We start from the raw sequence: 13,316 nt of genomic DNA on the forward strand, positions 1-13,316 counted from the left end.
CGACATCGATTCCCGGTGATCGCAACTGTCAACGAAAGCCGCTGGCAAGCGCACTATTTCGGTATGACGAACCAGAATTCGAAACGCACCGCCGCCATCGCCGGCGCCGGCATCGCCGGTGTCACCGCCGCTCTCGGACTGCAGCAGGCCGGGTTCGACGTCACGGTCTACAGCGATCGCGATCAACGCGGTCTGCGTGACGACATCCCCGCCACCGGAACCGCGCTCATCTTCGGTGAGGCCCAGGCCGCCGAAACCGCCCTCGGACTCGACACCTATGTGAATCGGGCCCCGCAGCACACCGGACTGAGTGTGCGGATCGCGGGTCAGGGGCCGGAACGGCCCGAATTGATCGGATTCGACGGCGATTTCGACGGTTTCGTCGGCGTCGCGGTCGACACCCGCCTCAAGGTCGACGAGCGACTGACCGCATTCGTCGAGGCCGGTGGCCGCTTCGTGGTCGAGAAGGTGACCCCGGAGAGCCTGGACACCATCGCCGCCGCGCACGATCTGGTGCTCGTCGCGACCGGTAAGGCCGGTTTGGCGGAGCTGTTCCCGATCGACACCGAGCGCACCGTCTACGACGCGCCACAGCGCAGCCTGCTCACCGTGACGGTGACCGGATTGGGGTATGAGCCAGAAGTTTTCGCGCACCGCAGCACCTCCGGCGGGCAGCACAGCGGATTCTCCATCTTCGCCGAGCAGGGTGAGGCGTGGTGGGGTCCGTATCTGCACAAGGACGCCGGGCCGAGCTGGGCCTTCCTCGGCTGGGCGCGCCCGGGCAGCGAATGGGAGAGCCGGTTCGCCGCCGCCGATTCCGCCGAGTCGGCGCACCGTATCGTCACCGAGCTGTATCGGGACTACATCGACTGGGATCTGCCGGAAGTGCTGGCCACCAAGGTGATTGCCGAGGACCCGCACTCCTGGCTGAAGGGCGCGGTGCGTCCGGTGGTCCGGCACGGCGTCGGGCGCACGGCGGGCGGGCATGTCGTGGCGGCGCTCGGGGACACCGCGGTCGCCTACGACCCGATCGCCGGCCAGGGCGCGCAGAGCGGCCTCATCCAGGCGCAGCGGCTCGTCGCGGCCGCCTCCGGGCACGAGGGGCCCTTCGACGCCGAGTGGATCGAGGAGCAGTACAACGCGTTCCTGCTCGCCCGCTCCGACGCCGCGGCCAAGGTGACCCGCCTGTTCCTCGGCGATCCGGAACTGGCCGAGATCGGCAACCGGTTCTTCGCCGCCGCGGCCGTCGATCCGCGCGTCGCCTCGGTGCTGGTGAGCACGCTGCACAAGCCGCAGCCGCTGCTGCAGATCAACTCCCTGGCCGAGGCCGACGCGCTGCTCGAGCAGATCACGGGTGAGGGCGCCGACGAGTTGGTGGCCCGCTTCCAGCCCGCGGGCCGATTCGAACGTTCGGGGTACGGCTCGGCGGTCGCGTCGGCATAACGGCGTTCCACCGGCTCGGATGAGTGCCGCTGATCCGATCCTGAGGATTCAAACCCTCGTCCCCGCCGGTCAGCGGTGTTGAAGTGGAAGTGCGCCGGGTGCACGGTTGCCGCACTCGGCGCACCGACCACGGAGTGCGTAACGAACAGCCCGGCCGTCGGCGCGACCGGGTGCGGATGTCCCAATCACAGGAGTGTCGATGACCACCGAGAAGATCGCCGAGCAGACTCAGTTCGCCTACTGGGTGCCCAATGTCAGCGGCGGGCTGGTGACCAGCACGATCGATCAGCGCACCAGCTGGGATTTCGAATACAACAAGAAGCTGGCGCGCACGGCCGAGAACAACGGCTTCGACTACGCCCTCTCCCAGGTGCGCTACACCGCCTCCTACGGCGCGGAATATCAGCACGAGTCGACGTCGTTCAGTCTCGCCCTCCTGGGCGCCACCGAGCGGCTGAAGGTGATCGCGGCCGTGCACCCGGGCCTGTGGCATCCGGCGGTGCTGGCGAAATTCGGGGTCACCGCCGACCATCTGTCCGGCGGGCGCTTCGCGATCAATGTCGTATCCGGTTGGTTCGGCGGGGAGTTCACCGCGCTCGGGGAGCCGTGGCTCGAGCACGATGAGCGGTACCGGCGCAGCGCCGAATTCCTCGAGGTCGTCCGCAAACTGTGGACCGAGGACGAGGTGAACTACGCCGGGGACTTCTACCGGATTCGCGACCTGACGCTGAAGCCCAAGCCGCTCAACACTCCGGAGCGGCCGAATCCCGAACTGTTCCAGGGCGGGAACTCGACGGCGGCGCGGCGCAACGGTGGCCGCCACGCCGACTGGTACTTCTCCAACGGCAAGGATTTCGACGGCGTCACCGAACAGATCGAGGACGTGCGCGCGGTCGCGCGCGAGCACAACCGTGAGGTCAAGTTCGGCCTGAACGGATTCATCATCGCCCGCGACACCGAGGCCGAGGCCCGCGACACCCTGCGCGAGATCATCGAGAAGGCCAACCGGCCCGCCGTGGAGGGTTTCCGCGACGCGGTGCAGCAGGCGGGCGCTTCCACGCGGGACGGCAAGGGCATGTGGGCCGATTCCACCTACGAGGACCTGGTCCAGTACAACGACGGCTTCCGTACGCAGCTGATCGGCACTCCCGAGCAGATCGCCGAGCGGATCGTCGCCTACCGCGACCTCGGCGTCGACCTGATCCTCGGCGGCTTCCTGCACTTCCAGGAGGAAATCGAATACTTCGGCGCCAAGGTGCTGCCGCTGGTCCGGGAGTTGGAGGCCCAGCGCGAACCCGAATTGGCGGCGAGTCGATGACTGCCGTCGCCGCCGCGCGGATCACCTCCGCCGCTCAGGCTCACGAGGCGGCCGCACGCCTGGCCGCGCAGTTCGCGGTCGATGCGGCCCGGCGCGACAGCGCCCGCGAATTGCCGCACCGGGAACTGGATCAGCTGTCGGCCAGTGGGCTGCTGGCCGTCACCGTGCCGGCCGAATTCGGTGGCGCGGATCTGGCGCCCGCACAGGTGGCGGAGGTGTTCCGGCTGCTGGCGGCGGCGGATCCGAATATCGCGCAGATTCCGCACAGCCATTTCGTCTATCTGAATCTGTTGCGGCTGGCGGGAACTCGCGCGCAGCGGGAACGCTATTTCGGGCGGGTGCTCGCCGGTGCGCGGATCGCGAACGCGCAGTCGGAGCGCACCAGCGCGACCATCGCCGAAATCGGCACCACCGTGCGTCCCGCCGACGGCGAATTCCGTATCGACGGCACCAAATTCTATTGTACGGGTTCACTTTTCGCGGATTTGCTGGCGGTGCTGACCCGTCTGGACGATCCCGACGGGCGCAGTGGTCTCGATTCCGGCGAGTACATCGCCTTCCTGCCCGCCGACACCGCCGGCGTGACGATCGTCGACGACTGGAACGGTATCGGCCAGCGCACGACGGGCAGCGGGACCGTGACATTCGATGCCGTGCGAGTGTCCGCTGACCAGCTGATTCCGCGGGCGGCGGCGGTGCGCGCCCCCACCGGTTACGGCGCCTTCGCGCAGTTGCTGCACGTCGCGATCGATGTGGGCATCGCCCGCGGTGCGCTGGACGCGGCCACGGAGTTCGTGCGCACCGAGAGCCGTCCGTGGTTCGAGGCCGGGGTCGATCGGGCGAGCGAGGATCCGCTGGTGATCCAGCGCATCGGTGAGCTGGCGGTGACCGTGGCCGCCGCCGAGGCCACCTTCGAAGTGGCGGGCCGGACGGTGGATCGCGTTGTCGCACAGACGAACAACGGTGGTCTCGACACCGAGACCGCGGCCGCGCTCGCGGCGGAGGCATCGATCGCGGTCGCCACCGCCAAGATCACCTCGGACCGGGCCGCCAACGAGGTGTCCGCCGCCCTGTTCGAGGTGAGCGGAACCCGCAGTGCCGCAGCCGATCTCGATCTGGACCGGTTCTGGCGCAATGCCCGCACGCATACGCTGCACGATCCGGTGCGGTGGAAGTACCAGCACATCGGGCGCGCGGTGCTCAACGGCACCCCACCCCCGTTGCACGGCGTCGTCTGATTCGACGACCGCGAGTGAGCCGAGAAGTGGGTAACCATGTCTGATCTGATCGAAATACCCTCCGACAGCACGGGTTTGCGTCGCGCCTTCGCGCATTTCCCGAGCGGTGTGGTCGCGGTCTGCGCGGAATTCGACGACGTGCCCGCCGGTCTGGTGGTGAGCACTTTCGTGCCCGTATCCCTGGATCCGCCGCTGGTGTCCTTCTGCGTGCAGAACAGCTCCACCACCTGGCCCAAGCTGGTCGGCGCTCAGCGCTTGGGTCTGAGCCTGCTCAGCGCCCACCAGGACGAGGCGGCGCAGCGGATGAGCAGCCGCCACGGCGACCGCTTCGGCGATGTCGACCTGCATCGGGGAGAGGGCGGTTCCATCTTCGTCGGCGGCGCGGCGGCCTGGTTGGAGGGCACCGTGCATACCCAGGTATCGGCGGGCGACCATCAGGTCGTCCTGGTGCGGATCACTCGCCTGGCGACGCGCTCCCAGCACGAACCGCTGGTCTTCCACGGCAGCCGGTTCCGTCGCCTGCATCCCGGCGCCGATCCGGCCTCAGCCGAGGTCGCGTAACCCGTCCGATCCCGGCCGCGAGGGCCGGAAACAGAGCCGCCGCCGCGGTCCGGGATCGGGAGCGGTGTGATCGAGCACCGAGGAGGCGAGCCCGCGCGCTCGCATTCCCGCGCGGTCCATGTCCTGGCTCAGCGCGTCCAGATGAATCAAGGTGTGCCGCAGCAGAATCGGGCCGATATCGGCCGGTTCGACGCACGCGTCGTGATAGGCCCGCACCGCACGGGGATCCTCGGTGAGTGCGGCGATGCCGCCCAGGCGTACCCGTTGCGTCAATCCGGTCCAGATCCGCTCGTCCTCCGTGTTGCGCAGATCCCGCCAGCCCCCGCGGTAGTCCAGGTCGCGGATGATCGCGTCGGCCGGTTTGCCGGTCCGGGTCTCACCGACCACCGCCCAGAGCGCCAGCAGCCAGCTCAGGGCCCACAGAACGGTATCCGGCTCGCTGCGGTACAGCGTGTGCAGATCCGACCACGCCTCGTACTGGGTGAGCAGATTGGCCCAGTCGAAGACCAGAGTCTCGACCTCGCGCAGTAGCGGAGCGGGCAGGTCCTCGTCCGAGGGCCGCGCGATCTCGACCGCGCGCCCGGACACCGGATCGCGCAGTTCGACCATATCGGTCTCGCCTGTGGCGACCCATCTATGCGGTTCCCCGGCCATCCTTCGGATTGAGCCACGAATTCGGCGGGGGTGCAAGCAAAAACGCCTGAGAATTCGCCGAAACCGGTGTCGCGGCGCGGCGCGGTCCGCCCCGCGACACCGGCCCGGATCAGGGTTGGCCGCTGACGACCGCGTTGACGGCGTCCAGGAACGGCTGGCCGCCCATCGCGTATCCACCCGCGATGGCGCCGACCACCATGCCGATCGGCCCGGTGATGATGCTGAAGAAGCCCATCCCGAGTACAGCGCCGATCAGGCCGCCGAGCACGCCACCGGCCACCAGGCCGACGACGTTCTGATTGATTTCGTTGGTGAGCCGCGCCATCGAATTGATCGGCTGCATCTCGCCGATTTCGGTGGCGGTGGCCTTGGGCTCGAGCACGACCTTGTGCCCGTCGTCGCTGATGTGTTGCGCGACATGGACCGTGCTGCCGGCCATCCGGTACGTCAGCGGCACCGTGACGAGGTCGGTGCCGTTGTCGGACTTCAGGGCGACAGCCGTCGCGTCCTTGTCGACCTCGAACCGCCCGTGCTCGACGACGGTGGTCAGAACCCGCGAGAAGTCGCTGAGCACAGCGTGATAGGTGACTCCGCGGTCGGTTCCGGAGGTGGTGATCTCTTTGGCGGCGGCCGGTGGTGCGGCCGGGGGACTGGCGTTCACGGTTCCCGCGGTGATCCCGACCGTGGCCACCGCCAGGATCGAGGTTGCGGCGAACGTGCCGAACTTCATTCAGGATTCCTTCTCACGAGACTTCCGGCCGAACGGTCCGGACGGAAGCTGACAATAACGCGTCGAACGCTAATTGCCAGACTTGGTAATTCCGGAACCCGAAAGACAGCATTGTTGCGCGATTGTGATCAAGGAATTTAGTGAAAAAGAAACCTTTTTATTTTCGATGCGTCGGGCCCCGCCGCCGCCTCGACGCGAACGCCCGGATCGTGTAAGCATTTGCGAGGTCTGCAAATCCGCAAGTGTTCTTCGATCATCGTTCGGGGTGGTTCGAAGTGTTACCGCTCTGGAGGACGAGTACGTGTCGCGCCGACGTGTTCAAGCCGGTGTCACCCTGACGGGTTTCGTGATTGCCGCTGCGTTGTCGGCGGCATGTCTCATCGCCGCCGCGCTGTCGTTCACCGCCGGGAGGCATGATTCGGACGAAACACGTGCCGCGGCAGCGGTGTCACCCACCACGACGGTCGCGCCCGTGGCCGTCGAGGCGCCCGCCCAGCCGACCGTCACCGGCGTCACCGCCTCGGCATCGGACGAGCCGCTGGTGCTGAACAAGGGCGCCGATCAGAAGCACGAGGGCGAGACCGTGGCCGTCGGCGATTGTGTGGCCGCGGTCGTCGCCAAGCCGGACGCCGGCGCTCCGGTGCAGAAAACCGCCTGCGCGAGTACGGATTCGCGTTACAAGATCACCGCGAAGGCGGTCGCGGGCGCGCACTGCCCGGCCGACGCCGACCGCTCGGTGGCCGAGACGCTGCCCGGCGGTGCCACCGACACGCTCTGCCTCGACTTCAACTGGGTCACCGGCGCGTGCATGAATATCGCCGACGGCAGTCCCACTCCCGTCGACTGTGCCACCGCCGCGCCGGGCCGAGTGCGCGTGGTGGAAATCAAGAACGGCACCACCGACGTCAACAGCTGCTCCGACGGTGATCGCGGATTCGTCTACAACGAAAGGCGTTTCGTGGTCTGTGTGACGCACTACTGAGTGCCGTGCGCCGGCGCCGGCAGCAATTTGCTGAACTCGCGGTTGGCAATTCGCGCCACCAGCTCGTACGGCCACGCGAACTTGCGGGCGAACCAGTAGCCGACGCGGATATCGGGCGAGGTGTGCACCAGGAAACGGTTGTGCCGGATGCCGGCGATGATCCGGTCGGCGACCTTCTCCGGTGAAACCGCGTGTCCCTCAAACAGTTTCACCATCCGCCGCACCCGCGGATCGTCGCGATCCACCCCGACGATCTGCACGGTGCCTACCAGCGGCGTGCGCACCGCGCCCGGCACCACCAGGCTCACGCCGATGCCGTGGCGCTCCAGGTCGAATCGCAGTACCTCCGACACTCCGCGCAGCCCGAATTTCGCGGCGCTGTAGGCGGCATGCCACGGCAGGGCGAGCAGCCCCGCGGCCGAGGAGACGTTGACCAGGTGCCCCCCGCGCCCCGCCGCCACCATCGGCGGCACGAAGTTCTCGATGATGTGGATCGGGCCCATCAGATTCACATCGACCATCGACTTCCAATGCCGGTGTTCGAGGTTCTCGACCGTGCCCCAGGTGGCGATGCCCGCGATATTCATGACCACGTCGAGGCTGCCGTACTCCTCGTGCACGCGCTTCGCCCACGTGGTCACCGCCTCGTAGTCGGAGACGTCGAGCACCTGCACCTCGAGCACCTCACCCCCGCCGGCGCGGATCCGGGCGGCCGTCTCGGCCAGTCCGTCGGCATCGATATCGGTCAGCACCAATCGCATCCCCGCCGCCGCGGCAGCGATCGCGGTCGCCCGGCCGATCCCGCTGGCCGCGCCGGTGATCAGGCACTTCCGGCCGGTCAGATCTTTCATCGTGGTCTCCCCTTGTTTACGAACACTGTTGTTCACAATAGAGGTTTTTCCGCGCGCCGCTAGGCACCCTAGGGGGCGTCTCGACCACCCCGTCCGGTTGAACCGATTTGATAAAGTCGCCCGACCAGGTGCAAGCATGATCAACCGAAGGGGGCGGACGGTGGCTGCTCGCCGACTCGCGATAGTTCTGCTGGCGGCGGTCGTGCCCATACTCGGCGCATGCAACAGCGGAGACGACGGGGGGAGCGGGTCCACGACCAGCGCTGCGGCGGTGAAGTTGTGGGATCCTTGTACGCAGATTCCGGATGACGTGTTGCAGAAGACGGGGGTGGATCCTGCGACGAAGGAGAGCGGGATCGCGGGGGTGCATCAGAGCGGATGGGAGATCTGCAGCTGGAAGGGGAAGCAGTACACCGTCAACGTCCTCTCGGGTAAGCGCTCCCTGCAGGAGATCCAGAACAAAGAGGGCAACGTCGACTTTCAGGATGTAGTACTTGCCGGTCGCAAGGGACAGCAATATCGGGTCGCAGGTGCATCGAAGAACGACACGTGCGACGCCGTTTTCGCTGCTCAGCAGGGCATCGTCGAAATAGTGATCACCAACAGCCTCATCGTCGACAATCCGGGTGATCCGTGCGCCACACTGCACAACGTCGGCGAAGTGCTCGTCCCGTTGCTGCCGGAGTGATTGTCGACCAGAAGGGGAGGAACAGCCATGGCCGGTGAAGTAGAGACGTGGAAGAAGTTCGCTGAGCAAGCGCGCGGCGGCGAACTGTATCTGGACAACGAAGCCGTTGCTCGTGAGTGCCTCGCGGCCTGCGACACACGACTGACTGAGCTTCAAGGGCTGTTCAATGTCGCGCAACTGACTCAGCGGGTCTCCGGCTTCGGCGACTTCGACATGGGCCACGCCCTCGAAGGCGGCTACCTGAAACAGGCCACCGGCGAACCGAATTCGGTCGACCAGGTCATCAAGGACCACATCGAAACCGTCAAGAACATGCGCGAGGTGATGGCGCAGTCCATCAAGCACCTCACCGGCCAGGATGTCGGCAACGCCGCGCAGATCGCAGCCACCGACCCGGCGGGCAGGTAGTCGTCATGAGTTATTTGCCGGAGGGGTTCGGCTCATTCGTCGGTGAGGTTCTTACGAACTGGACGCAGGGGCGCGATCCCTCGCATATCCAGAATCCGTACGAATTGCAGGGCAAGTTCAACACCACGCGCGACGGCGTCCGAAACGACGCCCGCGCAATCGGTTTCGAGGGCGATTTCCGTACGCCGTCGGTGCAGACCACCGACAACTTCGAACGGCACGACCTCGCTACCCTGCGCGAGAAGGTCGACAAGATCGACCTGGAGGCGGTCAACAACCTCAGGGATGCCTGGAACAAGATCGGCACCCAGGAGACCACCTCGTTGACGACGTTCCAGCAGGCAATGAGCAAGGCCACCAACGAGGGCATCTGGCGTGGCCAGTCCCGCAATGCCGCGGCGAAGGCGGTGACGGACTACACCTCGCAGGCGTCCAAGGTCGCCAAAGCCGCTGCGCTGACCAGTAACAAGCTGGCGGAGCTGGCGACGGGCCTGGCGCCGACGAAATCGCTGGTGCCGCATGTGCCGGGCCACCGGTCCGGAGTCAGCAACGCGGTGAATCTCGTTGTGGGCAAGGGCTGGCGAGACGATGTCACGGCGTACAACAATGCGTATACCGAGGCCAAACGAGTGTTGACCACGGTCTACGCCCCGGTCGTCCACGAAAGCGATACCGGCGTCCCGGTCATTCCGAAACCGAACACGCAGGATCCGGCCGGGCCGGGCGACCAGCCGCCGCCGTCCTCGTGGCGCCCGGGCGGCAACGGTCCCGGACCGTCCGGCCCCGGCGGTACGCACGACGCGAACCAGCCCGAACCGGGTAATCAGAACCAGAACGGTCAGGGTTCGAATTCGCAGACATCACAGACGAATCCGTCCGGGAACGGCCAATCGGACGGCTCGCAGAATGCCGGCGATCAGGCCCGCACCGATCCCTCGTCGGCGACGACCCCTTCCGGTCTCGGCCAGAGCTCGCTCGGCTCCTCCGGTTCGGCCCTGCCGGGTGGTAGCGGCAGCGGTCTCGGCGGTGGCCTCGGCGGGGCAAACGGCCCCAACGGACACGGCAGCAGTGTGCCCGGCGGAGTCCAGCCGGGTGCGCTGGCCGGAGCCGGCGGACGCGCCGCGGCCTCGGCGGCTCGGGCCGGCGCCAGTGGTATGCCAGGCATGGGCGGCGCAGGGCGCGGCAAGGGAGACAAGGAAGAAGAGCGCACCAAGAGCGTCGCCGACTACCTGATCAACCAGGAAAACGGTGACGAGTTGACCGGTATCCCGCAGCTTCCGAAGACCGTTCCTCCGGTCATCGGCGAGTAGTGGCGGTTGTGGGTAGGAGTTCGGTGCGATGAGCGACAGAAGATGGCGGTTCGATGCGGCCGAGTTCCGAGTGCTGTGGGATGCGACGGGGCGCGATGTGCTGCCGTACCCGCTGGCGCACCGGTTCACCGCCGAACCGACGCTGGAGGATGTAAACCGCACGCGACAGCGCATCGCGCAGGTCCTGCTGCCGCAATGGGACGAGGATCTCGACCGCGCGATCCGGGTGCTGTTCGATCCCGAGGTCCGCATCGAGATCGCGGGGTTCCGCGGGCGCGGCCGTGAACACCGGATCCGCGTCCACGCCGCCGTGCGGGATCGCCACGGCGCGATCGCGGTGCAGGAACCGGGACCGGAGGATACGGTCGGCGGCACGGTACACCTCACCGTTCTCGAATCCGATCGGGTGGCCGCCGCGGTGATCGCGGAGCTGCCCGAATGCGCTGAGGGGCAAGGTAAATCGCTGAACATTCCGGTCGAAGATCTGGAAACCCCCGAAGCCCACGTCCGCGATCCCTGGGTCGTCGGACCGAAGGAACAGCTGGCCCGCTTCCTGAAACGCCCGACCACCGCGACCTTCCACATCGCCGCCTACCCGTGGGGCAGTCCCGACAATCGGCATACGCAGGGCCGCAAGGACTTTCAGATCACCGATTTCCTGGACGACGGCCGGTACGCGATCTTCGGCGACCGCATCCTTCGCATCAAACCGACCGATTCCAGGCGAATGACCGCACAGGTGCGGGACATGATCACCCGCACCACCGCAGAGGTACGCGACGGAGTGCATCCGCGCCCCTGATCGGCGGATCCTCATTCGTCTAGCCACTGCTCGATGCGATCGAGAGTGGTTGCGGGATGGATTATTCTCTGCGATCCCAGTCGCAGGAGAGTGAGATTTTGTTCCGGAAGCCATGGCGTCGCTTGGCGCTGCCAGACGAAAGTCGTTCGGTTGCTGGCATTTTCGCGGGCTATTGAGCCTGCAGCCTTCGACGAAAGGCTGCCAGGAGAGTTCGATCACGCTGGCACCTACTACCGGACGCACATTGGAATCGAATTGCGAAAGGACGTTCTCTCGTATGTCTGAGATCGGAGCGCCGGTCGCGTCGCATAATGTAGATAGGAATGCGAGGGGCACCCGCGTCGCTACGGCCTTTGTTGCCTGGAGATTTTCGAAAACATCCTCAAAGGTAGCCCCGGAGTAAATCATGTCTCGATTCATCCTGTTCGCCGACAACCACAATCGGAGTCGCCTCACCCTCGGCTCGAAATTCCAATTCATCGCACTCGTCGGTGACGTTTGCGATCGAGGTAATGGATATCCTGCGCCCGTCGAAGACTCTTGAAGTCGGCATGAAGCTCTCCGATACAAACGTTCCGACCGGTTTATGAGATCAGTCGATAACTCGCACAATCCATTGCGGGAGCAGTGGTCGTCCTTAAAACCCCGACGCTGATCGCTTTGACGCGGGAATGCGATAATTTGCAGACAAGTCGGAGTTGAATATCACAACGATCGAGTCGGGCAGGTATGATATTTTTCCGTCGGTCTCTTGACCCAGAGAAGTTGTCAGAGAGGGACTGGAGTGAAAATCGAAACGATAAGACCAGACAGCCTCCGGGCAGCCCGTGTTCGGTGTATGCCACACCGGCTGTATGGAGTCGATGGTGTCTCCCAGGTGTTCGCTCCATGCACCGACTCGGGACACGTCAATAAGTTGTTCGGCTCCTGACCGTGGTGGTAGCTCGTTCGTGATCGAGAGGTCGAGACCCTCGTTCAAGCCGTCCATGGTCCAGTTGAGGGAAATGACATCACCACTGCTGAGTACCAAATGCAACGACATATCGACTTCGTGCACTGGGCCGGCCCAACGGGAATCGGGTACATCTGTTCCTGCCAGACAGCTGTAGTAGATTTCAGCCAACGGATGGTTTGACGACCTTCGAATCACCTCGGCGAGGTGTTGGGCAATAGTGTCGGCAGAGCTCCATGGGACAGCGGATTCAATCACGTCAGTACCTTCCGAAGTATTGGAAATTTCCGTTTGCATCGAATGTAATACCAAGGTCTCTGCCGCCCGCTGGGTCCTTGACGATGTATCGAGTACCGCCGGGGAAGTTCCCTCCAGTTACCGGAACTATCCGCGCATTGGGATCATTGAATATCCGCTCTAGTAGGCCTTGACCTGCGCTATCCAACTCCTTTCCGGGCACCGTAGGGAGATCACCTCTGCCCATGTGCTTCTGGTATTCACGTCCAGCATGGGTCAATCCGCCCTTGGCGGGCCTCTTTCCGCTGTTCGGACAAGGCGTCAGGCCTAGAGGATCCGACCAGGCCAGCGGGTTGGCCGGATAGCTGTTGGGATTCGGTGCGGGCGCCAACCCGAGTGGGTCTTGCGTGAGGTATCGCGCGGTCTCGGGGTCGTAGTAGCGGTGATGATTGTAATGGAGGCCGGTTTCTGGATCGTGGTGCTGACCGGGAAAGCGCAAGGCTGTCGGCGCAGCGAAGGACCAGGTGGTTTTGCCCCACAGGGTCGTTATCCCTGTAGAAGCGATTACAGGTGAGAGCGGATCGATCAGCTCGGTCGGCATTCCGGCAAGATCGGTAATTATGGCGACGAAATTGTTCCCGACCTGACTGCGAACCACCTGTGTCAGTGGGACGTAGCTGCCGGGCTCATACGCCCAATGAAACGTTCCGCCGACGGATGTCTCTTCGATGGCATGGTCGCCGTCCCAGAGGTAGGAGATATGTTCGACGGAACCGCCTTCATCGGTAAGGCGGTGTTTGGATGATCGTCGACCAAGGGCGTCATAGGTGTACCTCCACCACTCCTTTCCCGGCGTATACACATCCGTCAGCTGATCGAACCCGTTGTACCGGAAGTGCCAGATGTCCGGCTTGCGCGAAAGCCGCGTGACCTCCTTCCGGATCAGACGCCCGGCCGCGTCGTAGAAGTACCGTGTCCGTCCGTTGCGGATCAGGAGGTTGTTGCCGTACTCGCGCCGACCGTCCGGAGTCTGTCCTGGGACTGGCGTGGATGCGTCCGGGGCGTGGTTGGTGGGGAGGGATGCGGGGGCTGTCTCTTATACACATCTGACGCTGCCGACGAAGCTAGAAGTGTAGATCTCG

At 65.1% G+C, this 13,316-nt stretch carries 13 protein-coding genes; 9 read left to right on the plus strand and 4 right to left on the minus strand.

The window, feature by feature from the left end; translation table 11 throughout:
* Positions 1-63 precede the first annotated feature (63 nt).
* The 4 genes from C8258_RS31290 to C8258_RS31305 all read left to right on the plus strand — a co-directional run bounded on the left by C8258_RS31290 (position 64) and on the right by C8258_RS31305 (position 4,560).
* Complete coding sequence (locus C8258_RS31290; RefSeq protein ID WP_106958216.1) at positions 64-1,443, plus strand: styrene monooxygenase/indole monooxygenase family protein; 1,380 nt, start codon at positions 64-66, stop codon at positions 1,441-1,443.
* A 199-nt stretch (positions 1,444-1,642) separates the two neighbouring features.
* On the plus strand, positions 1,643-2,761 hold the full coding sequence (gene sfnG, locus C8258_RS31295; RefSeq protein WP_036497235.1) for a dimethylsulfone monooxygenase SfnG: 1,119 nt from the start codon (positions 1,643-1,645) through the stop codon (positions 2,759-2,761).
* Entirely contained in the window at positions 2,758-3,999 is a 1,242-nt protein-coding gene (locus tag C8258_RS31300) for an SfnB family sulfur acquisition oxidoreductase (protein WP_106958204.1), read from the plus strand. The genes sfnG and C8258_RS31300 overlap by 4 nt, the downstream gene beginning before the upstream one ends.
* Before the next feature lie 36 nt (positions 4,000-4,035).
* Positions 4,036-4,560 carry a flavin reductase family protein gene (locus C8258_RS31305; RefSeq protein WP_062994651.1) on the plus strand — a complete coding sequence of 175 codons (525 nt, stop codon included), beginning with the start codon at positions 4,036-4,038 and terminating at the stop codon, positions 4,558-4,560.
* Here the strand turns inward: C8258_RS31305 and C8258_RS31310 are convergent.
* Both C8258_RS31310 and C8258_RS31315 read right to left on the minus strand, forming a co-directional pair.
* Complete coding sequence (locus C8258_RS31310; protein ID WP_146161379.1) at positions 4,543-5,169, minus strand: hypothetical protein; 627 nt, start codon at positions 5,167-5,169, stop codon at positions 4,543-4,545. The two genes, C8258_RS31305 and C8258_RS31310, sit on opposite strands and share 18 nt — an antisense overlap.
* Positions 5,170-5,323: 154 nt before the next feature.
* Positions 5,324-5,944, minus strand: a complete 621-nt coding sequence (locus C8258_RS31315; protein ID WP_094024860.1) for a hypothetical protein — start codon at positions 5,942-5,944, stop codon at positions 5,324-5,326.
* Positions 5,945-6,068: 124 nt separating this feature from the next.
* Here C8258_RS31315 and C8258_RS31320 point away from each other — a divergent pair, with 124 nt between their 5' ends.
* The gene (locus C8258_RS31320) at positions 6,069-6,926 is read left to right on the plus strand and encodes a hypothetical protein (protein WP_146161380.1); all 858 of its coding nucleotides are present in this window, start codon (positions 6,069-6,071) and stop codon (positions 6,924-6,926) included.
* Here C8258_RS31320 and C8258_RS31325 read toward each other — a convergent pair.
* Complete coding sequence (locus tag C8258_RS31325) at positions 6,920-7,777, minus strand: SDR family oxidoreductase (protein WP_158271336.1); 858 nt, start codon at positions 7,775-7,777, stop codon at positions 6,920-6,922. The two genes, C8258_RS31320 and C8258_RS31325, sit on opposite strands and share 7 nt — an antisense overlap.
* A 136-nt stretch (positions 7,778-7,913) precedes the next feature.
* Between C8258_RS31325 and C8258_RS31330 the strand changes: the two genes are divergently transcribed.
* The 4 genes from C8258_RS31330 to C8258_RS31345 are packed head-to-tail and all read left to right on the plus strand — an operon-like array spanning position 7,914 to position 10,985.
* Positions 7,914-8,465, plus strand: coding sequence for a DUF3558 domain-containing protein (locus tag C8258_RS31330; protein ID WP_106958208.1), 552 nt, complete (start codon positions 7,914-7,916; stop codon positions 8,463-8,465).
* A 27-nt stretch (positions 8,466-8,492) separates the two neighbouring features.
* Positions 8,493-8,873: a hypothetical protein gene (locus C8258_RS31335; RefSeq protein ID WP_106958209.1), complete on the plus strand. Its 381-nt coding sequence runs from the start codon at positions 8,493-8,495 to the stop codon at positions 8,871-8,873.
* 5 nt (positions 8,874-8,878) lie between these two features.
* Positions 8,879-10,183 (plus strand): hypothetical protein, encoded by a 1,305-nt coding sequence (locus tag C8258_RS31340; protein ID WP_106958210.1) that lies wholly within the window; start codon positions 8,879-8,881, stop codon positions 10,181-10,183.
* A gap of 28 nt (positions 10,184-10,211) precedes the next feature.
* Complete coding sequence (locus tag C8258_RS31345) at positions 10,212-10,985, plus strand: ESX secretion-associated protein EspG (RefSeq protein WP_106958211.1); 774 nt, start codon at positions 10,212-10,214, stop codon at positions 10,983-10,985.
* A gap of 1,211 nt (positions 10,986-12,196) precedes the next feature.
* Here the strand turns inward: C8258_RS31345 and C8258_RS31350 are convergent.
* Positions 12,197-13,168: an RHS repeat-associated core domain-containing protein gene (locus C8258_RS31350; protein WP_369974857.1), complete on the minus strand. Its 972-nt coding sequence runs from the start codon at positions 13,166-13,168 to the stop codon at positions 12,197-12,199.
* Positions 13,169-13,316: the final 148 nt, after the last annotated feature.

This window comes from Nocardia sp. MDA0666 (assembly GCF_003023875.1).
Classification (GTDB): Bacteria; Actinomycetota; Actinomycetes; order Mycobacteriales; family Mycobacteriaceae; genus Nocardia; species Nocardia aobensis.

Bases quoted from the DNA above. Each gene is read 5' to 3' on its own strand.
- C8258_RS31310 (WP_146161379.1), bottom strand. From the start codon at position 5,169: ATGGTCGAACTGCGCGATCCGGTGTCCGGGCGCGCGGTCGAGATCGCG.
- C8258_RS31305 (WP_062994651.1), top strand. From the start codon at position 4,036: ATGTCTGATCTGATCGAAATACCCTCCGACAGCACGGGTTTGCGTCGC.
- C8258_RS31345 (WP_106958211.1), top strand. From the start codon at position 10,212: ATGAGCGACAGAAGATGGCGGTTCGATGCGGCCGAGTTCCGAGTGCTG.
- C8258_RS31300 (WP_106958204.1), top strand. From the start codon at position 2,758: ATGACTGCCGTCGCCGCCGCGCGGATCACCTCCGCCGCTCAGGCTCAC.
- C8258_RS31335 (WP_106958209.1), top strand. From the start codon at position 8,493: ATGGCCGGTGAAGTAGAGACGTGGAAGAAGTTCGCTGAGCAAGCGCGC.
- sfnG (WP_036497235.1), top strand. From the start codon at position 1,643: ATGACCACCGAGAAGATCGCCGAGCAGACTCAGTTCGCCTACTGGGTG.
- C8258_RS31340 (WP_106958210.1), top strand. From the start codon at position 8,879: ATGAGTTATTTGCCGGAGGGGTTCGGCTCATTCGTCGGTGAGGTTCTT.
- C8258_RS31315 (WP_094024860.1), bottom strand. From the start codon at position 5,944: ATGAAGTTCGGCACGTTCGCCGCAACCTCGATCCTGGCGGTGGCCACG.
- C8258_RS31330 (WP_106958208.1), top strand. From the start codon at position 7,914: ATGATCAACCGAAGGGGGCGGACGGTGGCTGCTCGCCGACTCGCGATA.
- C8258_RS31325 (WP_158271336.1), bottom strand. From the start codon at position 7,777: ATGAAAGATCTGACCGGCCGGAAGTGCCTGATCACCGGCGCGGCCAGC.
- C8258_RS31290 (WP_106958216.1), top strand. From the start codon at position 64: ATGACGAACCAGAATTCGAAACGCACCGCCGCCATCGCCGGCGCCGGC.